22 protein-coding genes and 1 pseudogene are annotated in these 25,685 nt (G+C 35.7%); 18 read left to right on the top strand and 5 right to left on the bottom strand.

Annotation, left to right across the window (positions count from 1 at the left end; all coding sequences use genetic code 11):
* Positions 1 to 34: 34 nt before the first annotated feature.
* The gene (locus ACNF4Z_RS06240; RefSeq protein WP_458328378.1) at positions 35 to 1,273 is read left to right on the top strand and encodes a Cdc6/Cdc18 family protein; all 1,239 of its coding nucleotides are present in this window, start codon (positions 35 to 37) and stop codon (positions 1,271 to 1,273) included.
* Here the strand turns inward: ACNF4Z_RS06240 and ACNF4Z_RS06235 are convergent.
* The gene (locus ACNF4Z_RS06235; RefSeq protein WP_458328377.1) at positions 1,270 to 1,965 is read right to left on the bottom strand and encodes a metal-dependent hydrolase; all 696 of its coding nucleotides are present in this window, start codon (positions 1,963 to 1,965) and stop codon (positions 1,270 to 1,272) included. The two genes, ACNF4Z_RS06240 and ACNF4Z_RS06235, sit on opposite strands and share 4 nt — an antisense overlap.
* 112 nt (positions 1,966 to 2,077) lie before the next feature.
* Between ACNF4Z_RS06235 and ACNF4Z_RS06230 the strand changes: the two genes are divergently transcribed.
* The 9 genes from ACNF4Z_RS06230 to ACNF4Z_RS06190 all read left to right on the top strand — a co-directional run bounded on the left by ACNF4Z_RS06230 (position 2,078) and on the right by ACNF4Z_RS06190 (position 13,671).
* Positions 2,078 to 2,689 carry a LysE family translocator gene (locus tag ACNF4Z_RS06230; RefSeq protein WP_458328376.1) on the top strand — a complete coding sequence of 204 codons (612 nt, stop codon included), beginning with the start codon at positions 2,078 to 2,080 and terminating at the stop codon, positions 2,687 to 2,689.
* A 29-nt stretch (positions 2,690 to 2,718) separates the two neighbouring features.
* A complete protein-coding gene (pdxS, locus tag ACNF4Z_RS06225) occupies positions 2,719 to 3,729 on the top strand; it encodes a pyridoxal 5'-phosphate synthase lyase subunit PdxS (protein ID WP_458328391.1) in 1,011 nt (336 codons plus the stop codon).
* Positions 3,730 to 3,742: 13 nt separating this feature from the next.
* Entirely contained in the window at positions 3,743 to 4,459 is a 717-nt protein-coding gene (locus ACNF4Z_RS06220; protein WP_458328390.1) for a DUF92 domain-containing protein, read from the top strand.
* 53 nt (positions 4,460 to 4,512) lie between these two features.
* Positions 4,513 to 5,280 (top strand): Rieske 2Fe-2S domain-containing protein, encoded by a 768-nt coding sequence (locus ACNF4Z_RS06215; protein WP_458328375.1) that lies wholly within the window; start codon positions 4,513 to 4,515, stop codon positions 5,278 to 5,280.
* 9 nt (positions 5,281 to 5,289) lie between these two features.
* Positions 5,290 to 6,963, top strand: coding sequence for a cytochrome b (locus ACNF4Z_RS06210; RefSeq protein WP_458328374.1), 1,674 nt, complete (start codon positions 5,290 to 5,292; stop codon positions 6,961 to 6,963).
* On the top strand, positions 6,956 to 7,630 hold the full coding sequence (locus ACNF4Z_RS06205; protein ID WP_458328373.1) for a hypothetical protein: 675 nt from the start codon (positions 6,956 to 6,958) through the stop codon (positions 7,628 to 7,630). The genes ACNF4Z_RS06210 and ACNF4Z_RS06205 overlap by 8 nt, the downstream gene beginning before the upstream one ends.
* Before the next feature lie 75 nt (positions 7,631 to 7,705).
* Positions 7,706 to 8,056 (top strand): hypothetical protein, encoded by a 351-nt coding sequence (locus ACNF4Z_RS06200; RefSeq protein ID WP_458328372.1) that lies wholly within the window; start codon positions 7,706 to 7,708, stop codon positions 8,054 to 8,056.
* A gap of 48 nt (positions 8,057 to 8,104) precedes the next feature.
* Entirely contained in the window at positions 8,105 to 10,969 is a 2,865-nt protein-coding gene (locus ACNF4Z_RS06195; protein ID WP_458328371.1) for a hypothetical protein, read from the top strand.
* 56 nt (positions 10,970 to 11,025) lie between these two features.
* Positions 11,026 to 13,671 carry an MMPL family transporter gene (locus ACNF4Z_RS06190; protein ID WP_458328370.1) on the top strand — a complete coding sequence of 882 codons (2,646 nt, stop codon included), beginning with the start codon at positions 11,026 to 11,028 and terminating at the stop codon, positions 13,669 to 13,671.
* A gap of 3 nt (positions 13,672 to 13,674) precedes the next feature.
* Here the strand turns inward: ACNF4Z_RS06190 and ACNF4Z_RS06185 are convergent, their stop codons facing one another.
* From ACNF4Z_RS06185 to acs, 3 genes are read right to left on the bottom strand one after another with little or no spacing between them, the layout of a single operon-like run.
* Positions 13,675 to 14,061 carry a hypothetical protein gene (locus ACNF4Z_RS06185; protein WP_458328369.1) on the bottom strand — a complete coding sequence of 129 codons (387 nt, stop codon included), beginning with the start codon at positions 14,059 to 14,061 and terminating at the stop codon, positions 13,675 to 13,677.
* Positions 14,062 to 14,103: 42 nt separating this feature from the next.
* Positions 14,104 to 14,769, bottom strand: a complete 666-nt coding sequence (locus ACNF4Z_RS06180) for a hypothetical protein (RefSeq protein WP_458328368.1) — start codon at positions 14,767 to 14,769, stop codon at positions 14,104 to 14,106.
* A 30-nt stretch (positions 14,770 to 14,799) separates the two neighbouring features.
* Positions 14,800 to 16,725 carry an acetate--CoA ligase gene (acs, locus tag ACNF4Z_RS06175; RefSeq protein WP_458328367.1) on the bottom strand — a complete coding sequence of 642 codons (1,926 nt, stop codon included), beginning with the start codon at positions 16,723 to 16,725 and terminating at the stop codon, positions 14,800 to 14,802.
* A 93-nt stretch (positions 16,726 to 16,818) separates the two neighbouring features.
* Here acs and ACNF4Z_RS06170 point away from each other — a divergent pair, with 93 nt between their 5' ends.
* The 4 genes and pseudogenes from ACNF4Z_RS06170 to ACNF4Z_RS06155 all read left to right on the top strand — a co-directional run bounded on the left by ACNF4Z_RS06170 (position 16,819) and on the right by ACNF4Z_RS06155 (position 18,451).
* Positions 16,819 to 17,469, top strand: a complete 651-nt coding sequence (locus ACNF4Z_RS06170) for a hypothetical protein (protein WP_458328366.1) — start codon at positions 16,819 to 16,821, stop codon at positions 17,467 to 17,469.
* Positions 17,470 to 17,523: 54 nt separating this feature from the next.
* Positions 17,524 to 17,811 (top strand): hypothetical protein, encoded by a 288-nt coding sequence (locus ACNF4Z_RS06165; protein WP_458328365.1) that lies wholly within the window; start codon positions 17,524 to 17,526, stop codon positions 17,809 to 17,811.
* A 19-nt stretch (positions 17,812 to 17,830) separates the two neighbouring features.
* Positions 17,831 to 17,926, top strand: a pseudogene (locus ACNF4Z_RS06160) (transcriptional regulator); the annotation flags it as partial.
* Between the two features lie 51 nt (positions 17,927 to 17,977).
* Complete coding sequence (locus ACNF4Z_RS06155) at positions 17,978 to 18,451, top strand: iron dependent repressor, metal binding and dimerization domain protein (RefSeq protein ID WP_458328364.1); 474 nt, start codon at positions 17,978 to 17,980, stop codon at positions 18,449 to 18,451.
* On the opposite strand, the gene ACNF4Z_RS06150 is transcribed toward ACNF4Z_RS06155, so the two are convergent.
* Positions 18,444 to 19,406, bottom strand: a complete 963-nt coding sequence (locus ACNF4Z_RS06150) for a hypothetical protein (protein ID WP_458328363.1) — start codon at positions 19,404 to 19,406, stop codon at positions 18,444 to 18,446. The genes ACNF4Z_RS06155 and ACNF4Z_RS06150 overlap by 8 nt on opposite strands.
* A gap of 734 nt (positions 19,407 to 20,140) precedes the next feature.
* Here ACNF4Z_RS06150 and ACNF4Z_RS06145 point away from each other — a divergent pair.
* The 4 genes from ACNF4Z_RS06145 to ACNF4Z_RS06130 are packed head-to-tail and all read left to right on the top strand — an operon-like array spanning position 20,141 to position 25,650.
* The gene (locus ACNF4Z_RS06145; protein ID WP_458328362.1) at positions 20,141 to 20,389 is read left to right on the top strand and encodes a hypothetical protein; all 249 of its coding nucleotides are present in this window, start codon (positions 20,141 to 20,143) and stop codon (positions 20,387 to 20,389) included.
* A gap of 15 nt (positions 20,390 to 20,404) precedes the next feature.
* Entirely contained in the window at positions 20,405 to 22,339 is a 1,935-nt protein-coding gene (locus tag ACNF4Z_RS06140) for a DNA gyrase/topoisomerase IV subunit B (protein WP_458328361.1), read from the top strand.
* Between the two features lie 9 nt (positions 22,340 to 22,348).
* A complete protein-coding gene (gene gyrA, locus ACNF4Z_RS06135; RefSeq protein ID WP_458328360.1) occupies positions 22,349 to 24,742 on the top strand; it encodes a DNA gyrase subunit A in 2,394 nt (797 codons plus the stop codon).
* The gene (locus ACNF4Z_RS06130) at positions 24,739 to 25,650 is read left to right on the top strand and encodes a hypothetical protein (RefSeq protein WP_458328359.1); all 912 of its coding nucleotides are present in this window, start codon (positions 24,739 to 24,741) and stop codon (positions 25,648 to 25,650) included. Before gyrA ends, ACNF4Z_RS06130 begins: the two co-directional genes overlap by 4 nt.
* The last annotated feature ends 35 nt before the right edge of the window (positions 25,651 to 25,685 follow it).

Below are 25,685 nucleotides of genomic sequence, written 5' to 3'. Positions count from 1 at the left end.
AAAACCTTTTAATGCTATTACCATTTAGGACTTTATGCAACCCGGGTCAAGGAATCCCTTTGATGCCATATCTCTTAATAATCAGCTCGTTTTGAAGGGTGACATCAAGGTTTTGACCTCAGGGCATTTGCCTGAAGAGTTTCCTCACAGGGAACATGAAATAACAAGAATGGTTAATTCACTGGGGAGGTTTCTGAAAGGTCTCCCCGGCACAAATCTCATAATTTATGGTGGAACTGGATCGGGTAAAACTTCAGTCACAAAGTATGTGGCTGGAAAACTTAAGGAAAAGATGAAGGATGAGTTATTGAGCATATACATAAACTGTCAGGCAAATGATTCCATATATTCAATTATGGTAAACATGGCCAACTCAATTTCAGATGGTGAAAAAATACCTCAGAGTGGTTGGACCATTGAAAGAATAATTGATTACATTAATTCAAAATTGGAAAACAAGAAAATTTCCCTTTTGATAATTATGGATGAAATAGATAAGTTGATTAATAATAATGGAGAAAACGCATTGTACATAATTTTAAACATTTTGAGGGAGAGCAATATTCGTGCCGGGAATCTGATCGGAATAACTAACGATGCTACTTTTTTCGAATCTCTGGATGTAAGAATAAAGAGCAGACTGACAAACGAAAGCATACTTTTTCCACCTTATAACGCCGCACAATTATCTGATATTTTAAGGCAGAGAATATCAATGGTTCTCGACGAAAGATATTATGAAGAATCTGTTGTAAATTTGTGCGCTGCGGTTGGTGCACAGGAACACGGAGATGCAAGAAAATCTATTGATCTAATGAGAACATCAATAGAAATTGCCATTATGGAGAACGCCGAAAAAATAACAACTGCTCATGTGAATAAGGCAAGGACACTTATTGAGTCAAATATAATAAAGGATACAATATCCCATTTTCCAATACATGAAAAAATAACATTGCTATCAGCAATGGTTATAGACAGAATGAGGCCTAATTCAGGTACGGTTTCTGACGTAACAAATGTTTATAATTCCCTATGTCAGAAGATATCAATACAACCACTGAGCTCAAGACGTATAAGGGATCTAATTTCAGATATGGAGGAGTCAGGGCTTATATCAACGACCGTTAAAAGTCTTGGAAGATATGGAAGGACAAAATACATAAAACTTTGCGTAAACTCATCAGAAATAAGAAAAATAATGGAGGAAGATGAAAATATGAAGGAAATTTTCAAATTTGCTGACAACTGGCAACAAAGATTGATGGATTAGTTTTCAAGCTTAAATTCTCTTCCTATTTTTGGTATTATTACCTTAGTTGATGTATTCTTTTCCACTTTATTTTTAAACACCTCGGGGTCTTGCTTTATGAGATCGAAGGTGTCATAATGCATAGGAATGGCAAATTTTGGATTTATCAATTCAACTGCTTTTGCAGCCTCATCCGGTGACATTGTATAATGTCCTCCTATGGGTAACATTGCAACATCTGGTTTGTAATATTCACCAATTAGTTTCATATCACTAAATAGTCCAGTATCTCCTGCATGATACAAGGTCTTACCATTCATGTTTATAATCAATCCACCTGGATTTCCAGCGTAATTGCCCTCATAGCTGGAAGAATGGAGCGCAGGCACAAGTGTCACCTTCACATTTCCAAAGCTGTGACTTCCGGAAAAATTCAGATCTATAAAATTAACATCCTCATTCTTACTCCCGAGTATCCAAGCAAGCTCTACAACAGTTGCAACTGGCACTTTGTTTTTTCTTGCTATATAAACTGCATCCCCAACATGATCTGAATGACCATGGGTTACCAGAACAATATCGGCTTGAACCATATCTTTTTTCTTTATGGCTTTTGGATTTCCCTCAAGAAAAGGGTCAATTATTATGTTCTTTTCTCCTTTCAGACTGAAACAGGCATGACCTTCCCATGTTAAACTTAGTTCTCCTGTCATATACGTTAAATGAAAGATAGGATAAAAAGCTAATCTTAAAATTTTAAATAACTAAATATAATAATTCCCATTTTAAATATGTTTAAAATTATAATGGAATCTCAAATGGATTATGTCTTTACCTTTTCTAATAATCATTGGATTATTTCTTGGAATATCAATGGCTGCCCCACCTGGCCCAGTTATGGCAATGATAATGGGCACTTCAAAGAGGTCCCCGTCAAGAGGAATCATGATAGGGCTCGGAGCAATGACAGCAGATATTATACTTTTGATTCTGGTGCTTACAGTAAGTGAATATGTAGATTTTGAATTATATTCCCCAATTATTTTTCTGATTGGGGGAACATACTTTTTATTTCTTGGATCCAAAATTGCATCCATCATCATAAAAAATCAGGAGATGCCAGAACCTGAATCCGGAAATTACGTGAAAGGGCTTCTCACTGGAATTACAAATCCCATGCAGATAACATGGTGGTTCACATCGGGACTTGGAATGCTTGACGCATATGGGATATTTCCATTTTATTTCTTTTATGTGTCCATTGTTATGTATCTAATTTTTTTCTCAATACTGGTTTACAGAGCCTCATTAAAGTGGGAGAGATATGCATCTGTTGTACTAGATGTAATTAGTGCAACAATACTTTTAATTTTCTCTCTTTATTTCATTTACAAGGGAATCTATTTCTCTCTACCTTTCATAATAAAAAACATTTAATACAAATTTTAATTATCTAAATGATTCTGATGGCACTCAATATTTCAGATTTAAGATTTGGTGATGATTTATTAAAAAAGGGTTTCGCTAAAATGCAAAAGGGTGGCGTCATAATGGATGTTACCAATGCAGAACAGGCAAGAATTGCGGAAACCTCCGGTGCAGTTGCAGTTATGGTTTTGGATAAAGTACCTGCTGACATAAGGGCTGCCGGTGGTGTGGCTAGGATGGTGGATCCATTAAAAATAAGGGAAATAATTGATGCAGTTACAATTCCAATAATGGCAAAAGTAAGAATAGGGCACATGACAGAGGCATTAACTCTTGAAGCTGTTGGCATTGATATGCTTGATGAAAGTGAAGTTTTAACTCCGGCAGATCCATTTTTCCATCTGAATAAAAAAGTTCTAAAGATTCCTACGGTTTGTGGTGCAAGAAATCTTCCAGAGGCTGTAAGAAGAATTATGGAAGGTGCTGCAATGATAAGGACAAAGGGTGAGGCAGGAACCGGAAATGTCATTGAGGCTGTTCGCCATATCAGAAAGGTTAATGAAGGAATAAAAATGATTAAGAGTATGGGCAATGGAGAACTTTCAAAAATAGCTGTAGCAATTGCAGACCCCTATCTAAAATTGAAAAGGGAAGTATACGGGGAATTGTATGCAAGAGATGGAAATCCGGACACAAACGATGTCTTCTCTGGAATGAATTTGAATGCAATGATAGATGAAATTACAGGGATATTAAAAGATATAAAGAGACTTGGAAGACTACCAGTGGTTAATTTTGCCGCAGGTGGAGTTTCAACCCCAGCGGATGCTGCATTAATGATGAAGATGGGCATGGATGGTGTGTTTGTTGGATCGGGCATATTTAAATCGGAAGATCCAATTAAAATGGCAAGGGCGATTGTGGAAGCAGTGGAAAATTATGAAGATTACAGGTTAATAGGAAACGTTTCTTCCGGTCTCGTTCCAATGTACGGAAATGATCTAACCGATATGCCAAAGGAACAGAGACTGGCAGAGAGGGGAATCTAAAAATTTGGTTTATATGGATTTATCCCCGGATTATTTACTCATTATTTTTTCAATCTTAATCGCACTTTTTTTAATTTCAATAGAAATCAAAATGTTCGACATAAAAGGTGCCTTGGGAGCGGTAATAATAGGTGCGTTTGTATCAATATTAGCATCGATCCAATGGCTCATTCTTTTAATTGTATTTGCAGCAGTTTCTCATATTGCAACTATCTATCGTATAAAGGATAAAAAAAAATCAGGTCTTCAAGAGGGCAAAAAGGGGGAACGTGGTATTTCAAATGTATTTTATGGCGGGTTAATAGGAGTTTTCATTTCCATCTTTACACTTTCTAATTTAAATGTAAACTACTTTGCAATTTTTTCGGCAACATTTGCAGCCATTACATCAGACACATTGGCATCAGAAATAGGAGTTTTGGACAAGAAAACTTACCTTATAACAACATTAAAACCTGTAACTACTGGAACAAATGGGGGAATTTCCTTTCTGGGTGAAATTGCATCATTGCTTGGAGCAATTTCAATTTCAATTTCTTACTTAATATTAACAAACTTTTCTGAAATTTTTCCTGCATTTGTGATTCTAATTGCTGGATTTCTTTCATGTCAGTTGGATTCTATTTTAGGAGCAATCTATGAAAACAGAAAAAAAATGAACAAGGGGCAGGTTAATCTATTCTCTCAACTTTTTTCTGCAATTTTATCATTTTTGATCCTATCATTATAGGATAATTCGTGCAAACTGATAAAGGTAATATAAAATAATTTCATTACCTAATTATGGCTGAAGAGGTTGATAAATCAAGGAGGGGCTTTTTGAAAGCTATGATTGGCCTTTCCGCCGTTGCAGCTGTAGGAGGCCTTGGAAAAGGCGTTGTTCAAAATCTTATAACACCCGCTGTAGGTTTAACAAATTTTCCGGAAACCTTGCTTTACTGGGTTGATCCTAATGATCCAACAGCAGGTCCACAGCCACTTAAGACAAGAAAATTTCCTGAATTGTCACCAAGTGTCTGGATATATTATTACCCGCTCTCAGACGAACCAAATTTTTTAATAAAATTTAACACTGATATTGAGCCAGTTACTGTTCTTATTGATGCCACTGGAACCACATTTCAATCCCCAGGTGGAGTGGGTCCATCAGTTACAGCAGGAGACACATACGGCCCAATTGTTTCATTCAGTGCAATTTGCCAGCATCTTGGATGTGTGCCACCAATCATAAGGTATTACCCACCAGATCAGATAAAAACACTTCCACCAAGCGTTCAGAGCGTTTTAACAAGCGAAGAGAAAAACCTTGGAGTGATTCATTGTGACTGCCATGGAAGTACATACGATCCATCAAAGGGAGCTGCAATAATTACACATCCTACATACAGGCCTTTGCCAAATGTAATTCTTGAATACAATCCATTAACAGACACTCTTTTTGCAAAAAAATTGATTGGGCCAACAGTGTTTGGACATCCATCTGATCTTACAGGAGGAAACCCAATAAGCAATCTCAAGAAGACATTAGTTCAGACAATATCATCCGGATGAGGTGAAAAAATGGGAATAAGAGAAAATATAAATATAAAGAATATTCTTGGAGAGGATCCATTAAAAATAAATGAATTGCCACTTTCAACAGTACCTGATTACATGAGAAAAAAAGGAGGTTTCTGGTACTGGACAGGTGCGCTCATTTCCATGGCATTTGTTTACCAGATAATAACAGGTTTAATTCTTCTTCTATATTACAATCCTGCAAATGCTTATAATTCCACAGAGGCTATATTAAGAACAGTGCCTTACGGTGAACTGATTCTTACAACTCACCTGTATGGGGCATACGCCATGATTGTGCTAATTTATATGCACATGTTCAGAAACTATTTCAATGGAGCTTATAAGCATCCAAGGGAACTTCAGTGGGTTTCCGGTGTAATTTTGCTCGCCTTGACAATAGGAGTTGGGTATTTTGGTTATTCAATGACGGGAGATGTTCTTTCTGTTGACGCAACTGATGTGGGAAGGGGAATTGCTCTATCTGTGCCAATAATAGGAAAAGCAGCAGAGGCAATTGTTTTTGGAAATGGAACAAACACATCATTATTTATAAGAATGTTAGGATTTCACATTATACTCGCTGCTCTGGTCGGAGCATTATTTGGATTTCACTTTTATCTGGCAGAGGCAAATGGAATTATGCCTTCCCAGAGAAGCGTTAACTATAAAGCGCCCGCAATTGAAAAGAATCTTCCCGAACACAAACCATGGTATCCATATAACATGCTGTTTATGATACAGCTGGCGGCATTTGCCTTTGGAATCTTTATTTTCCTTCCATCTGTTGTTGATGCCTTAAGGGCAATGCAGATGGGTGTACCAGCAATATTTGATCCCTATCCACAGGTAGCTCCATCATCACCACTTGCCGCTTACGTTCCTCCTTATCCACCATGGTTCCTGCTTTTCCTCTATAAGGCTATAGATTTTGAATTCTTCAATCACTTTGGGGCATATGAAGCACTTGCAGCCTCAATATTCTTTGGAGGAATACCTCTTATATATTTCCTTATAGTTCCATTTATAGATAGATCTAACAACCTTCACCCTCTTGGAAGACCCATATTCACAGGTCTTGGCCTTGTAGCTATCATATATCTAATAATAATGTCACTTTGGGGAGTTTTACAGCCAGGTATACCAATCCCAACATATGATGTTCTTGCAGTTCTTCTGCCTCCTCCACTGGTCATTATACTCATTTTCTCTATGTTGCTCGGAAAGCTTTATCAGAAAGGTGCATTTAAGCCTTCTCTGAACAGAATATATGCATCCATAGGTCTATTCCTGATAGTAATGATTGTGGGAATTTTTGAACTTGCCTTGCAGATATCATCTTTCATGCAGGGAGCTTCAACTCAGGGTGTATTCAACATAGTTGGAATTTCAGGAGGAACGGCATTTGCAGCCTTAGGAACAATGAGAGCTTCAGAATACAACAATCTTGCAATGATAAAACCAAAGGAAGTTAAAGGATTAAAGGTTAGTAAGACAACAGCACAGGTTCTATCTGCAATTCTCTTTGTTATAGCAGTTGAAATACTCTGGCTTATTATACAGTTGAATCCAACTAACCTTGTTCAGGAAGCCGTATTTGGAATAGGACTTGGATCACTTCTTTTCATATTTGGTATCCTGATAAGACTTTACAGGCTGGTATACCTTAATGAGTGAAAAGAAAGTCATATCAGTGAAAAACAAAGCACCCGTGGTTCACGGGTACAAATATATTTCTTTTTGGCAGGAAAATAACATTGGTATAATTGCATTTTTAACAGATAAGGAGGGAAATATAGATAGTGGATTCCTGGAGGAAATGCTGAAAGCATTGTCGGTAGGAATCGTTGATGAAAAGCTGGATGCACTTGTTTTAACAGGAACTGATAATTTTTTTCTTTCTAAAATTAATAATTTAACCCAGGAAGATAATGAGCTAATAGATGCTCTTGTTTTTATGTTCCAATCCCTAAGAATTCCTATTTTTTCATTCCTGAATGGTAGTTGTAGGGATAATGGATATGAAATTGCACTTTTATCAGATTTAATTTTTGCAAGGTCGGATACAAAAATAATCATTAGTGAAGATTACACACCTAGGATGGGAATGTCCCTAACCCTTACTAAGTATCCTTCATTCAGAACAGGATCTGCGGAAGTAGGGATAAACTGCGATAGAATATTTCAGAGGGACACATTTCTTCAAGATGCAAAGGGAGCAATAAAGGAATATCCAAAAAATATTTACTATCTTTTGAGGAAGAGGAGGATGTTTCAACTTTCAACTGCATTGTTGGAAGAAAAATATGAGATTTTAAAGAAAAAATATGGCAATGAACTATGAGATTAATAATCAATTCAAATGTTTTTTAACAAATTTAGAAAAAATAAATAGTTTGTTTTAACTTTTCAAATGCAAATGACATTTGATCAGAAACATATAAATGAAATTCTTGAAAGTTACGGAACCATAGGTATGGAGGAATACGGGGGAATGGGGACCTCAGAAGAATTGATTCTATTGGGTATGATATATTCAACAATAACAAATGATGATGAAGCAATATGCAGAATAGCCCGCGATGACATAGAAATTTATAAACTTGGGGAATTCTCATATTTATTCTGGTTAGGTTCACCTGAAGATTATGAAAATGAAGAGGAAAAGGAATCAAAAGATTCAGAATTAATGAAAAAATTACCTTTGGCGGTGGAAGGCACTTTTACAGATCAGGAAATTATGGATATAATATCAGGTGGTTTTATATGAAATTTTGAGGAAAAAATTTATGACTGAAATTCAATTATCCTAATATCTATGAAATCTGTATTTAAAAAAGATAAGAGTGTGAGTGAAATAATCGGCGCCATACTCCTTTTTGCAATAGCAAGTGTAGTTTTAACAAGTTTCATTTTATGGTATGTTCCCTCAACATCAACAAACAATGAAATAGCATATCAAAAAGGAACTCAAAGTTCATTTTCATCTCTGGATACAAAGATGCAGGCATCAGGCTTAAATCCTGGAGATTCAATATCACAGAGTGTACCAATTGGAATTAATGGAGTGCCTCCGTTTTCCCCATCTCAGAGCACAGGTATTTATTATTCAAATAATTTTAATGCAAGTCTGAATTACAATTTTAATGTTTCATACATAAATCCTGTTAAGAATAAAGTGATCAGTACTTATGCCGCAGCGAATGCAAGCTCATCAAACATTTACACAAACCTTTACGTTGATAAACTATTCGAATACTCTGTAAATTTTATTGAATCAGGTTTGCCATCAGGATATTACTGGACAATTCAGCTTGGTGGAGTTCAGAAGTCAGCCAGTTCATCCGGATCCACCACACAATCTGTGATTTCCTACAGTCTTTCAAGGGGGACATACGCATATTCTATTACAACTGATAATCTAACATATAAACCAAACCCATCATCGGGTTCGGTTAAGGTTACTGATCAGGAATTAAATATATACATATCATTTATAAATGATAATACGAATAAAACCCTCGTAGCCGGTGTATCAGGAAACCCATCAAGCATATCTCCTGAGAATGTGAATAACGAATTTGATACATCAACAATATATTTAAATTCTGTGTCACAATGCATGGATTACTGGTTGAATTCTGGAAATATTACAGGACTGAGTTTCTCTCCAAGCACAAGGTTTTACAGACTGGCATCCCAGGAATTTTATGCAACACCTGATCAGACAATCAACAAGATAACATTTTATGTTGAACCCAGTTTACAATATTTGAAATTTTACTACAGAGGTGTTTCTTCAATATATTTGACACTAAGTAACGCTAGCCAACCTTTCAATAATTCAGCAAAATACACAATTTTTTCAGCCCATTTAACAATTAACCCAAGTGGTTCAACCTGTTACAATTCAAGCATCAACCCTTATTATAAAGTAACCATATCTCTTCCCTCTCCAGTGGAGCTTTCAGGGAATTATGGTAACCAATATTACTTAAATTTCTGGGAATCCGTCAACGAGTCAAGTTATTCAAATAATAATCCTGGGCAATGTTGTCCAGTCATTATATATAATCAAGACGAGAATTATGGATGGGGATACGGTCCCAATCTTTTTATCGGCGCAGTTTCTTCAAATGATGCAAGCATTACAAACACAGTAAGTGCATACTCATATGAAACAAATATAGAAGAATGTTACAATATATTTAGTGGTAATGATACATTTATTCCAGTTTCCTCTCACATCGTATCTTCAGATTCTTGTGTTTATGCAGTTTCACTATATGACTGTCCAAGAACCACAACAGCTTATTCCCATATTACAATACATGAAAATGGTTTACCCACAGGGTCTGAATGGAATTCATCCGTCCTGTTACATTCTGTATCTACAAATAAAACTGAGGCAAACTTTACGGTTCCAGAAGGATATATCTATAACTATTCGGTTAAAAATGATGTTTACAAAGGTGTGGAGTACGTTGCAATACCATCATCTGGATACATAAACACAAAAAATAATGCCACTATAAACATATACATCAATTTTTCAATCGCATCAGGTAATTTGCCAAGTTACTGGGGAATATCTGACAAGGGAGAGGAGTTTTTCAAATTAACACAGGCTGAGAGGGCAAATTTCCTTACACTTTATCTTTTAAATTTTACAATTTCACCAGGGGCATACTCTGGTGGGAACATCTCATCTTACATTAAGGTCTCAATTACTGGTACAAATGTGTCTTTATCTAACATATACAGAATTAACACAACTGGGTATACTAGACTGCCAATTTTTGGTAATGGAAAATTGCTTCCAAAGGGAAACTACACTTTGTGCGTGGAGGATGTAAATCCAAATGGTACACCTGCTTATGGAAATGGTGATATTGGATGGGGTTTCACAACAACAGGAGGTTATGACAACTATTTCCAGACACAGCAGTCAGATTTACTCACTCAATTTTATAATATATCAACCTCATCATACATAACAAATTACGGATCAACAACACCTCAGGTAATCTCAGCATCTCATCAATCATTTATATTTCAGATTGGAAAATGTTATGTCCCCCAGGGTCTTAACATATTTAATACCACAATATCCGGCCACATATACGTAAAAGGATCCATAAATTCACTTGGAATAACACAGTTCACAATATCTGAAAAATATATACTTCAGGACGGCATAGTAATTACAGCAGGAAAAGGTGTGACATACCTAACAATAAATCCCTTACCCTTCAGAATTATTAAAAACAGTGATGGCAACTACTCCCTTGGTGTGATTGCTTACGGCATGAATATTCAGAATGGAGTTCCAACTTCGGTTGACGGAGTTGGAAGCACAATAATATCCATGGAATTGCAGAATGCTACATTGTTAAACTATACCACAGGCGGTTCATACATATTTAATCACACTCTTGGTAAAGTAATAGGTATTGATCTAAATTCATTCGCATTTGACATTAATACAACATACGGCGAATATTGGGGTGAGACATTGCTTGAAGAGCTTGGAGGATCAGGAAATTACACAAATTTCAATCTCTATAACATATTTACTTGGGCTCTAAATGGAAACCAGGCTGAGCTCAAACAGACATCTTCTAATGTGAAATTGGATTCACTTAACATAAAATCACTCAATTTTATAATCAATTCGCTTTAAATAAATTAAAAAATTTTTTATTAATTTTAAATTACTTTAATATTTTAACATTACCAATGAATTTAACTCAACTGATTATCAAAAGAAAATGGATAATAATCATTCTTTGGATAATAATAATCCTAATTTCTACTCCAGCTTTGCTCAATTATAGCCATTACATTTCCTATGGAAACGTTGGTTCTTTACCTTCAAATTCCCAATCAGCTCAGGCCCAGTCAATACTTCAGAATTATTCAAAGGATAATTCCACTATTATAATAGCAGTTAACTCAAATATATTATCAAATGAAACAGCTGTCACAAATATAATGGAGATGCAGAATGAAATCATGCAATCAGGAATCAAAAATATATCCTCCACATCATCAGCTGTCAGTGAATATTCATCTTTCATAGATTCAATTTCAAATGCTTATAGGTCTGAGATATCTTCAATATATAATGGATCAGTACAAAACATCTCCATAATGTACACCTATCCAAGTTCATTTTACCATTCCTTTAGTTCTTTTAATTTTTCAATTAATAAGATATCTGAAGCCATGAATGTTTCAGGATATAATAATTCGGAATACGAAAAATATTTCCTTTTAAACTTAAATAAAACGGTTTCAAACTATTCAAAAAACGGATATATTAATAATCCAGTCTTATGGATTCAGAATTCAATAGAAACAGCTTACAACGAAGTATTTCCAAATTATCTGATAAGTGTTTACAACCCATCATCATTCATTGCATTTAATTATTACAACGTGATCAATTTTACAACAAATGTATCTCCTGCTGTATCCTCCTTTATCAACTCATATTATCATGTGAATGTCTGGCCAGATCTGATAACTTCAATTTCATTATCAACAAATACCGGTCTCTATTATGTTGAGCACTTCGGTCTTTACAAATTGCCTTCATTTATAAAGGAACAGTATATTTCCCCAAATGGTAATGTCACTGTAATTGATGTTATTTTTAATGTTCCTGCTGGATATATAGGGGCGGGTGATTATGTCCCATCTCAGGCGGCAACCCCTGTTATAGAAAAAATTTCACAGAGATTTTTTGGAAGCAATTCATACGTAACAGGAAATGGTCCAATTGAATATGAAACACAGCAGATCACATCAACGGATGCATTTGTATTTGGGATTTTATTTGTGGTACTTGCATTTGCTGTTGGAATAACATTATATTCCTGGAGAGCAGGAATAATATCAATCATATTTGTTTCACTTGCAACTGTTCTGGGATACGTTTCAATATTTTTGACTGGTCTATTAGTTCACAGTGTGAACTACATAGTGAATTACACACTCACAGCTGTGGCTCTTGGAGTATCAACGGATTATGTGATATTCATTGCTTCAAGATACAGACAGGAAATAAAGGAAGGAAAAGATAAAGAGGAGGCATTGGAGAATGCTATTGGCAAGGCTGGAAGGGCTGTGGTCATAAGCGGAATAACAGTTGCCTTCAGTCTTGCAATGTTTTCTTTCATTCCAGGTTTTCTGAGCTGGGGCGTCACACTGCTTATTGCAATACTTCTCATAATGATTATGGTTTCAACACTATTTTCAGCCATTCTATCAGTTGTAGGTACGAAACTGTTTGGAAAGAGATCACTGAAACCATACAAGGAAGGTTATCTTGAATCTTCTAAATTTCACAGCATTGCAAAAAGCTCAATAAATCACAAATTTTCAATCGCAGCTATAATAATAATACTGGCATTGCCCTCAGTTTATTTCTTTGCAACTGTTCCTTCCACATACAATTTCAATTCTGGTCTTCCCGAATCACTACAGGCAGTCAAGGGTTTGAATATAATAGAGAACTCTTTTGGTGCAAATGTAATTTACCCAAATTTTGTATTGGTAAAGGCACCTTTTAACAAATGGATAAACAACTCAACAAATGATGCTCTTTTAAAATCAGATACCAGTTATATTCTGTCAGTTGATGGTGTATCAAAAGTTATAGGCCCATATTCCAATGGAACCTCATTGAATAATAATTTGAGCCTATCACAGTATACAATTGGGAATGGTAGATACGTTGAATATGTGGTTTATTACCAGTACAATCCTTATAGTTCAAATGCCATATCTGCAACAGAAAAACTAAGGGAAAACAGAAACTTCATAGTGGGTGGAATAACTTCCTCAATAATTGATCAGAAAAAAGTAAACAGCGTTATATATCCTGAACTTGAAATTCTGATAGCATCTGTTATATTTGTTATTTTTGCTTTTGCATTCAGATCGTTGAAATATCCACTGACAGCAATATCTGGAGTGATTATAAGCATATCATGGACTACAGTGATCCTGTATTTCATATCAAATTACATTCTTCATGAAGGTTTAATATACCTGATTCCCCCAATTCTATTCATAATCCTGATGTCATTAGGAAGTGATTACAGCACATTCATAATATCAAGGATAAATGAATATAGAAAGAGGGTGAATTTCGAGTCTGGAGCTCCAAAGGCATTTTCAAGTTCAGGAAGAGTTATAACTTCACTTGGACTTATACTTGCAGCCTCTCTTGGATCTCTCGGATTTATTCAGGATCCTTTCCTTGAGCAACTTGGTCTCTCTTTCGTAATTTCCCTTTTAATTGATACTTTCATAATAAGAACAATTTACTTCCCATCACTACTTGCAATATTTGAAAGATACAAGAAAAAAAATTAAAATCTATTTTTTTTGTTTAATTACCTGTTTAAGGAGCATATCATCAAAAGTAACTTTAAATTTTATCTTCTTTGCCTTTAAAACTTTTGATATTTCATCTGCAAATTCCTGTATTCTGTCAGATGGCATTTCTCTTCCTATTATCATTTTTTTCTGATCTGCAGGAAATACAAGAAAAGCTTCGCATTCATCTGAGGTGAAACCAAATGGCTTCCTATTCTTTTCAATCTCTTTCATATTAAGTTCATATTTTACCTGAATCTGAACCTCTTCTTCCTGTGAAATTTTCTTGGAACCTTTTATTATATGAAAAATATCCGGAAATATTTTTTCCAGATTTTTCCATTGAAAATCATCCTCAAAATGGAACGTCGCATTAAAATTTCTCACAACACTAAATATTAAAATTATTTATTAATATAATGGTAGTTCTTACCAGCTGAAGCCCATGAAGGAAAAATTAAGATATCCTGGATTCTGAACATTTTCATCAATCAAGCCAGAGAGAGTTACGTTTCCGCTAATTGGTTGATTATTTATGGCATCGTAACTGAGTGTACCTATTACTTTTGTTCCAAGAAGTATTGAAATGGTGAAGAAATTTGTTACAATTGGAATCAGACCTGAAATTTCCGCATTAATTGTATTGTTATTTATTCCAGTAATACAGAAAGAGGAAAAAAGTGAAGGCACATTAACTGAAACCTGCCTTGAGAATGAAGAAATGTTTATACTCTGAAAGAATTCAGATATGAATACGGAAAAAAGGCATACAAAACCCTTTTCAGCCCAGTTTGCATCGTTACTGGAATTTTTTATTGTAAGGGAATAAACATTACTGAGGGATGTTGAAGGATTTACAGTTAATGTCTGGTCGAATATCTTTATCTGACTGGGTAGAAGACCATTGTTCCTTTCGTTGAAACTTACATTCATTTTCAATGTATTTCCTTCAATGAAAAGATTGTCAAATCTTCCTGAAATTACCTGTAGATCCTGCTGTGTTGTATAATACACTGATACAGATGAAATCACCACAAAAACCACGAGTATGGAAAAGGCTGCAATGAATATGGTTTTTCTTGGTGTTAATTTCATACCTATTTAATAAAATAGATGTATTTAAAATTACTTTATTTTACCAATGGTTTCAATTGCCCTTTTTATCTCATCAACAGAAGCCTCATTCTCAAGGGTTGAAATGTCTCCTGGAACATTACCAAGATAAACAGCCTTTATTACTCTTCTCATGATCTTTCCACTTCTTGTTTTTGGAACGGAATCCACAAAATGTATCTCATCAGGAACATAAATCGGCCCCATCTTCTCTCTAATTTCCTTTTTCAATTTTTCAACAGTATTGTGATCTGTTTTAACACCAAGCTTTGGAACAACAAATACAACTATGCTTTCACCTTTCACAGGATCAGGCTTTCCTATTACGGCAGCCTCGCTAATTTCATTCAAAGAAACCATTGTATCCTCAATTTCAATGGTGCCGAGTCTGTGTCCCGAAACCTTAATTACTTCATCCGCCCTACCTAAAATCCAGTAATACCCATCCTCATCTCTAACTGCGTAGTCACCGTTATAGTAGTACCCCTTAAATTTAGAAAAGTATACATCCCGAAATCTTTTTTCATCGCCGTTTAAACCTATCATCATACCTGGCCATGGTCTTTTAATGCAAATATATCCCTTTTCACCATCTTTCAAAGGTTTCCCATTTTCGTCAAGTATTTCAGGGACTATTCCTGGGATTGGAAATGTTGCAGAACCTGGCTTCAGATACCATGTGCCATAGTAATTCTGGGGTGAAATTATGAAGCCTCCTGTTTCTGTCTGCCAGTACGTATCAATGATGGGGCATCTCTCTCCACCAATCTTTTCAAAATACCATTTCCAGGCTGCAGGATTAATGGGCTCCCCAACGGTCCCCAGGACTCTGAGGCTTGTGAGATCATGTTTAAGTGGATAGGTGTCTCCATATCTCATAAGCATTCTTATGGCAGTTGGGGAAGTATACAGAATGTTAACACCATAATACTCTATTATTGACCACATTCTATCAGGAGTTGGATAATTGATCGCCCCCTCATACATTATTGAGGTGAGTCCAAGGAAGAAAGGTGCAAAAACGATGTAGGAGTGCCCGGTAATCCATCCAACATCAGCTGCACACCACCATCTGTCTCTTTCATTAGGATCAAAAGCCCATTTAAGCGTATTGGCAACCCAGACTGAATAAGATCCTGTGCTATGAACTACACCCTTTGGTTTCCCTGTTGTTCCAGAAGTATAAAGAATGAATAGCGGATCATTTGAATCCATTTCCTCACATTCTATTGTATCCTCATCTGGAGTCATTTCATGATACCAGAAATCCCTCTCTTCTTTCATATCTACGTTATTCCTTGTATTTCTGATAACGATAACACCCTCAACTGTGGTTGTATTTTCAAGTGCCTCATCAACTATTTTTTTTAAATCAATTATTTTACCTCCTCTCCTTGCTCCGTCTGATGTTATTACAAGTTTTGCACCACAATCATTTATCCTTTCAGCAAGTGAAGAGGCACCAAATCCAGAAAATATAACGGTAAATGGTGCACCTATTCTCGCACAGGCATACATTGCAACAACAACTTCAGGTATCATGGGGAGATATATGGCAACCCTGTCACCCTTCATCACGCCAAATCTCCTTAAAATGGAGGCGAATGCAACCACTCTCTTCAGCATTCCGTGATATGTAATGATCTTCTCCTCCCCATTTTCTCCTACCCAGATGAGGGCAGCCTTATTTCTCTTCTCAGATCTTGCGTGTCTGTCTATTCCGTTATAACAAGCATTGGTTCTTCCTCCAGTGAACCATCTGAAAAATGGGGGGTTGGAATCATCAAGAATCAAATTATAATTTTCAAACCAGTCAATGATTCTTGACTTTTCAGACCAGAAAGATTCCAGATCCTGTATGGATCTTTCATAATCCTGTATATACTTGGAATTCCTTGGCATTATTCTCTCATCAATAGGAAGACCGGTATCATTCATAACCGACTATGATTTTTATTATATTTTTAGTTTTTGATTGCCTTTCTCATATTTTTATAAAATTATTTAACCTGATATTGGATAATAAGTCAAATGTCTGACCAATCTGAATCACTTAGACGTTCTTTCCATTTGATAGAACAAAAACCTGACGTAATACTGCCGTTCATTGCAGGTCTTATAATAGGCACTGTGGTATACACAATTTTAACATATGTAATTTTTTCAATCAACATGGTTATTGTAAGAATACCTATTGAACTCACTTTAATAGAGGAAATAGTTCTCTATGGCGTGTTCTGGGCATTTCTTGTATATTCAATCCTATGGGAATCCTACTCTGTTGATGACTTAATTAAGAAGGGAAACATGAACATAAGAGATACTTTCAGGGAGAACAGGAAAAATGCTGCATACAGCGTTGCACTTGGACTCATAATATCATTTTTTTCACTTATATTTGGCTTTATACCAATCTTTGGAACAAGCATAACTTACCTGTTTCAGGTAACTGCAATATTTTCATTGACCCTCACAAATCTTAACGGAAGGGGTTTCATTTCAAACATCACAGGAATGCCATTCACACTTCAGGAAATTTATCAGAGAGAACCATCAACAGGTCTTGTGCTCATTATGATTCTATTACTTTCACTGATTCCAAATGACTATCTTTTTTTCATTCTAGTCATACTTTCAGGAACATTTGGAGTGGTTGTTATGTGGGTTCAAAAGAGAGGATAAAAATCTTAACTATGGATACATCAAATATTTTATAGGGTATAATTATTGAGAACTATGTTTGAAATTTTCAATTATGAGAAGAAATATGAAAAAAATGTTGATGAATTCATAAACACAGATCCTGTTTTCAGACTGGGTATTACAAAAAAGGACGGAGTGACATTTGGCCTTGAAGGAAATATAATAATCTTCCAGGGAAGCGATGAGGAAATAACAAAAATACTCTCAAAACCCCCTGACTATTTGAAACCAGTTGATACAAAAAAGGCAGCTGAAATAATAGAAAAAATAAACAGAGAAAATGAAGAAGCAGCATCGGGACTTGGCTCAATCTTTGGGTGATGTATAAACGGGCAAAAGCATTGAAATTGAAGATTATCTCAAAACCATATATGATATTCAGGAATACAGAGGATATGCAGGTCCTTCTGAGGTAGGAAAAAAACTTGGAATAACAAGGCAGACAGCCTATGACGAATTTAAGCTTCTTCTTAACTTAAATTATCTGGTGAAGATAAAAGATGGAAAGTATTCACTCACGGAGGAGGGGAAACGAGAAGCGCTTATATTCCTTAGAAAACACAGACTTGCAGAGGTGTTACTTTACAGAGGGCTTGGAATACCATGGGAGATGGTTGATGAGGAATCTATGGGAATTGAACATGGAATCACAAATCTCATAGCTAGGCAGATCGAAGAGAAGTATGGTGAATTGTCATGCCCTCATGGAAATCCCATACCATCCCCAGACGGGAAAATTGAAATAAAAAAAGACATAAAAATTGAGAATTGTAATGATGGTGAATATACATTATCCAGGATAGTTTTTGAAGAAGAAGAGTGGCTCAAATTTTTAAAGATAAATAACATGTTGCCAGGCACAAAACTTAAAATTATTAATAGAAAAATATTCATAAATGAAAATGAATTGAAAATATCAGATGAAATAAAAAATGCTTTGCGATTTCAAAAAATTACTTGACATCTGATTTTATTCTTTTTTTGTTTGTGAAGAATATTGAGAAAATTAATCCATTGAAAATAAGAAGGAGTGAAAAGGCCAGACTAACAGAAAAACTTGATGCAGTTGTTAATCCATATCCAAAAAGGTAATTAAATCCAAGGGCACTTCCTAAAGAGGATATTGAAGTTAATGGAAGACCAAGAGCTGCATCCAGTATCATACCAAGTGACATGAGAAGTGAGCCGATTGATAAACCCAAACTCGCCAGTGTTTTAAGTTTTCCTTTACTCAGAATATAAGTGGCCATGGCAATTATTAGTGCGGCAGAAAATACAATAAGAATTATCCAGTGAATGTACCCAAACTGCCTTAACAATTTGTCTTCTGTGATAAGATAAATTGATGAAACAAGGGAAACAGCAAATGCAAGATATCCCACATCTTTGAATTTTCTATTGTTATATAGAAAAGGTAAAATTGATAAAATTATAAAAAGTAAGATTGTTGCCCCGCCACCAATTGCTGGACCATAGGATTGAAGCAGGGAACTCTCAGCTTTGGCAGGTGGTGATACTGGAGTTGTTGGCGAACTAGAACTATGATCAATAACAGTTACATTAATAGTTGCAGGCCCAACTGAAGGATCATCGCCTGTTGCATTAACATATAATTTATAGGTGCCATTTAAAACGCTGGCAGATACGTAAATAGTGGCCGTTCCTTGATAAGTAGGATCTCCACCATTGTTACTGAACTGAATAGATATTCCAGAGGGACAATTACCAACAAGGGTTGTACCCCATGTACCACCTGATACGAGAAGAACGGAATATTGAATTGAACCGCTTCCTCCCGATTTTATTGTAACGTTTGTAACAGAAAATGTGACCTTAGAATTGCCGTAAGAATAATCTCTTTCTATCTTATAGGCGTTACTTTGCCCATAGTGATCAACGCTTATGTTAAAAGCCATTAAGCTTAAAGAAAAGACTAACAATATTATTAAAATTTTAAACGAGTTATGCTTTAACATATCATGGAAACTATGGGAAATCCATTATTAATACATTTATAAAAAAATACTTTTCTTTAACACTTTAAAAAAAATAGAATATTATAAACTTTAACAATCACCATTATGAAAGTTATATATAATGTTGTTTATTTTTCTGCACAATCATACAATCAATTAATAATTTTAAATTTAAAAAATTATCAAGGAAGGTATGTTATTATTCATATTTCGAGATAAATGAATAATATTTTTATTGAATTCTAATTTACTGAGGATTAAATATATTAAATTGTTCCTGCTTTAACCTATATTAACTTTTTTAATTCGTTTTATTAGATCTGAGGAGTGTTTTAATGTTATTCTGATTTCTTGATATTAATTACATAATATGTAGAACACTCAGATTTTTCTCCGTATTTCAAAATAGAATCCTATATTGTTGATAACATTTATGCTTATTTGATTGAATCCATAAACTGATTTTTTATGATCAGATAATGCATTCAAAATTGTTTTTACTTAATTTGGTTGAATGATTTATTTCATTTTATTGTTATACAGAGAATTTATTGTTTCTTATATTATAAACTGTATATTATATATTATAATAATATTATGTTTTTTCATTAATTTACTGAATAATAAGCTATAATAATAAAAATAAATATTAATTGAAAACAGATACTGATCCTATGATTGAAGAAGATTATAGATTCATTTCCTGTGGAGGTGATCCCTTTACATATCTGAAAAGTGTATTCAGATCTGCAAAGGTAGAGCTTGAAGAGGGACAGGAGATGAGAATACTCCTGATGAAAGATAAATTCCCGTATGAAAGAAATATATTCGATGCAATGGCAAAACAGAACTGCATTAAAATTGAAAAGTTTCAATATTCAGGTGATGAATTGCACATTGAAATGCTGAGGGAAAAATGTTAGAAAGAGGGATATAAGATGGATGATTACGATGCGTCTAAGATACAGGTAATGGAAGGTTTGAAGGCTGTAAGAAAAGTTCCTGGAATGTATATAGGAAATACAGGGGAACAGGGTCTTCATCACATGATATTTGAAGTTGTGGACAACAGTATAGATGAAGCAAACGGGGGATTTGCTAAGAATATCAGTGTTGTTATTGAGAAGGACGGAAGTGCAACTGTTGAAGATGATGGGCGTGGAATTCCTGTTGACCTTCACCCAGTATACGGAAAACCTGGACTGGAAATTGTCCTAACTGAGCTTCACAGTGGAGCTAAATTCGATAAGAAGGTATACAAGGTAACGGGTGGACTTCACGGCGTTGGTTTGCATGTTGTTAATGCACTTTCAAAAAGGCTAATAGCTTTGGTGAAAAAAGATGAAACTATTTATTACATGATTATGGAGCAAGGGATTCCCAAATCCCAGATGAAAAGTATTCCAATAGAGGAAATGGATAATGTTGAAGAAATTAAAGGTCTGAAATTCAATTTTACCTCCCAATCAGGAACACTTATAAATTTTACACCTGATCCGGAGATCTTTTCTGTCACTGATTTCAAAAGGGATGTTGTTGAAAAAAGATTACGCTATCTTTCATATTTGAATCCAGACATTACAATAAATCTTATGGATAGAAGGAACAATTATTCATCACAGTATCATCACACAGGAGGGCTTAACGAATATATAGAATACATCTGTGAGGGGAGTAATACAGTACTAAAGGAGCCAATTTTTCATAAAGAATCGAGGGATGACATATACTGTGAATTTTCAATTCAGTATACAGATAACATTGGTGAATCATTTCTAAGTTTTGTTAATAACATACAGACACCAGAGGGTGGAACTCACCTTGCAGGTTTCAAAGCTGGAATTTCAAAAGCAATTCTTGATTTCGCAAGAAAGAATCAGAAGTTTAAGGAAGCAGGAAAACTCATAGGGGAGGATGCCAGGGATGGTATAGTTGGCATCATACATGTAAAGATGTTCGACCCACAATTTCAGGGTCAGACAAAGGAAAGCCTTGGAAACAGTGAAGTTAAGGGTATAATCCAGTCAATAACGGAAAGTTATCTGAAAATGTACCTTGAAAGTTATCCAAACATAGGAGAAATGCTTGTAAAAAAGGCTCTTGAGGCAGCGGAGATCAGGGAGGCATCAAGAAAGACACGGGATCTAATCAAAAAAGGAAACAAACTGGAAAGTGGTTCAATTCCAGGTAAACTAGCAGACTGTGCCTCCAACGATATAGAAAAAACTGAACTTTACATAGTTGAGGGCGACTCTGCTGGAGGTTCTGCCAAACAGGCCAGAAACAGGGAATATCAGGCAGTTATGCCTCTCAGGGGAAAGATACTCAATGTGGAGAAGGCAAAGGACTCAAAAATTCTCTCAAATCAGATAATTCGTGACCTAATAGCGGTTCTTGGGACCGGAATTGGGGAATCAATGAATCTGAAAAAACTTCGGTACGGAAAAATAATAATTATGACTGATGCTGATGTGGATGGTGCACACATAAGAGTACTTCTCCTGACTTTCTTTTACAGAAGCATGAGACAGTTAATCGAAAGCGGTCATATTTATTTTGCAGAACCACCACTTTACAGAGTTCAAAAGGGTGAAAAGATTCATTATGTATATTCAGAAAATGAACTATCTACAGTAATTGAAAATTTAGGTAAAAACGCAATTGTTCAGAGATTTAAAGGTCTTGGGGAGATGAATCCTGAGCAGCTCTGGGACACAACAATGAATCCTGACAGCAGAAGACTCACAAAGGTAAGGATAGAGGATGGTGCTGAGGCAGATCATTTATTCTCCATACTGATGGGTGAAAAGGTTGAACCAAGGAAGCATTTCATAGAGGAAAATGCTCAGTATGTTGATTTCATAGATCTTTAGGTGAAAAATATGGAAGAGAAAGCAATAGAAAATGAAATTAAAAAATCATATCTTGAATATGCAATGAGCGTTATAGTGAACAGGGCAATCCCTGATGTAAGGGATGGATTGAAGCCTGTTCAGAGAAGGATACTTTACTCAATGTACGAGAATGGTTTCACCTCTGACAAACCCTATAGAAAATCCGCGAGGATAGTGGGTGAGGCCATGGGTAAGTATCATCCCCATGGGGATGCTGCCATTTATGATTCCATGGCCAGGATGTCACAGGATTTCTCAATGAGATACACTCTTATAGATGGGCAGGGCAACTTTGGCTCCATTGACGGGGATTCCCCAGCTGCAATGAGATACACAGAGGCGAGGTTAAACAGTCTTTCAGAACTTATGCTTAAGGATATAGAAAAGGAGACAGTACCTTTCAGGGACAATTTCGACGGATCACTTAAAGAACCTGAATATTTACCATCGGTGATCCCAAATCTTCTCATAAATGGAACAACAGGTATTGCAGTAGGGATGGCAACCAACATGGTCCCTCATAATCTCAGAGAAATTTGCAGGGCAACAATCGAGGCAGTTAAAAATCCTGAAATAACAAATGAGGAACTATTAAAAATTGTTAAAGGTCCAGATTTCCCCTTAGGGGGTATAATTTACTTGAATGATTCTCTTATTGAGGCATACAAAACTGGAAGAGGGAAGGTCATATGCAGGGGTGAAATATACAGGGAAGAGAAAAAGCGGATCATAATTACAAGCCTGCCTTATGGAGTTAACAAATCAATTTTTTTGGAAAATCTTGCCAGAAAGGTTGATGAAGGTACCATTGATGGAATAACCGACATCAGGGATGAGAGCAATAAAGAGGGAATGAGAATAGTCATTAAAATAAGGGATGAAGACAAGAAGGACTATGTTATAAATTCCTTATATAACAGGACTGAACTTGAGCAGAGTATAGGTATAATAAATCTGGTTCTGAAAGAAAACAGACCCGTACTCATGAGCCTGAGGCAACTCATAAAAGAGCACATCTCTCACAGGCTAGATGTGATTACGAAGGCAGCCACCTACGATCTCTCAAAGGCGAGAGAGCGGGAACATCTGTTAAATGGTATGGTGAAGGCTCTTGAAAACATCGAAACGGTAATCCAAATAATTAGAAAAAGCAGGGACGGAAGGGAAGCATCTTCAAATTTGCAGTCTGCTCTTTTACTTTCAGAGAATCAGGCAAAGGCAGTTCTGGAAATGAGATTACAGAGACTCACATCAATGGAGATTGAAAGTGTGAAAAAGGATCTTGAGGAAATAAGGGCAAAGATTCAAGATCTTGAAAATATTCTTCAGAGTGAGGAGAGAAGGAAAAAAATACTAATAGGGGAGATGGAAAATCTTTCCGAAAGATTTGGCGATGAAAGGAGAACTAAAATAGTGGTAGGAGAAATTGAAACCATAAGGGAAGAGGACGTAATACCAGAGGAAGAGAGTATTGTTATTCTGACTGAAAAGGGTTTCATAAAAAGGGTGACAGTTGATGAATACAATACACAGAGAAGAGGAGGTAAGGGAATTCTCACATCATTCCACGATGATGACAGAGCCAATGCCATTGTTCATTGCAGTTCTCACGACAATCTGCTCTTTTTTACAAACAAGGGGAGGATGTTCAGAATCAGGGCATTCAGAATTGAAAGCAAGAGCAGGAAAGGTACTGGTACATCAGGATCTGCATTTTTAAAGCTTGATCAGAATGAGTACATAATAAACATGGTGAAGGAGGAAAGGGAAGAAGATATGAGCATGGTCCTTGCAACCTCCATGGGATACATAAAGAGAATTGCCAACAGTGAAATACTAAATGCAAGAAGCTCTGGTGTTATAGTTATAAAACTTGAGGAGGGCGACTCTCTATCTTCAATATATTATGTGAGGGAGAATCAGCACATAGTTGTGGTATCAACATCAGGAAAAGCTGCAAGTTTCATTTCTTCAGAAATCAGACTTATGGGCAGAAATGCAAGGGGTGTCAGATCAATGAAAGTTTCAGCAGATGAAAATGTTCTCACTTCTTTCTCAATAGAACCAGGTCAGAGTGTTCTCACTGTTAGTTCAAATGGATATGGGAAGAGGACGGAAGAGGAGCAATTCAAACTCCATCACAGGGGAACAACAGGTGTTAGAATAATGAGTATAAATGAGAAAACAGGAAAAATAGTGGCAGCATTTAGTGTTGACGATAAGGACAATATTCTCATTATCACAGAAATGAACAAGACAATAAGACTGAGCGTTGAGACCATAAGGGAGATGAGCAGGAACACACAGGGTGTGAAGCTCATTGATCTCAGCGAAGGTGACCGGGTCGTTTCTGTGGGAAAGATAGACGGTGATGAAGAGTGACATCAATATTCCTGAACGGAACAGGAAATGTAGGAAAAAATCTTATTAAAATGTTGCCGGAACATAATATAAAGGTTGCAGGAATAAAAAACTCCAGAGGATGCCTTATTAAGGAGGATTTTTTAACAATCAATGAAATTGAAAATTTTTTAAAGCACTCTGAAAATTATCAATCTGAAAAAATATTTTCAACAGAATATGATATCTTTGTTGATCTGAGCACTGCCTCTATTGATGGAAGAAGGGAGCTCAAAAACTATACAGAGGCCTTTTCCAATGGAAAGAAAGTTGTAACTGCAAACAAGTCAGGACTTGCAAATCACTGGAGCAAAATAATGGAAAATGGAAAGGGCAGAATACTTTATGAAGCAACAGTTGCTGGCGGTCTACCTGTTTTCAATTTCAAAAAGAGCTGCCTTCGTTATGGAAATATTAAAAGAATTGAGGGCATAGTAAATTTGACCTCGAATTTTATTGTTAAAAATATGATGAGAGGGAAAACCAAGGAGGAATCCATTGAACTTGCAAAAAAGGAGGGTGTTGCAGAGACAGATCCAAGTGATGACATTTCCGGATTGGATTCTGCTAGAAAGGCTGTTCTCCTAGCAAATCATTTTTTCAACACATCCATTTCAATAAATGAGATTGAATATGGTGGAATTGAAAATGAAAAAATAAGGGAGGGTGATGCCCTGGTAGTATCTGTTGCAAAAGAAAAAGATGAAATTGAGATATTCTCAGGACTTAAAAATTATGAAAGAAATCATCCTTTCACAACACTTGATCCAATGGGGATGATAATAACATTTTATTTTTCAGACAGGGCTCCTGTAACAGTGATGGAAAACAGGGACGGACCGCTTGAAACAGCAGCTGCAGTTCTTAATGACATCTTGGAAATAATTTGATGGAAATCTCTTTTAGCAAGTATATTATTTACACA

This window comes from Caldiplasma sukawensis, assembly GCF_052315375.1.
Classification (GTDB): domain Archaea; phylum Thermoplasmatota; class Thermoplasmata; order Thermoplasmatales; family Thermoplasmataceae; genus Cuniculiplasma.
The sequence above is the reverse complement of the archived record's forward strand: the minus strand, read 5'-3'. Positions and strand labels throughout refer to the sequence as shown.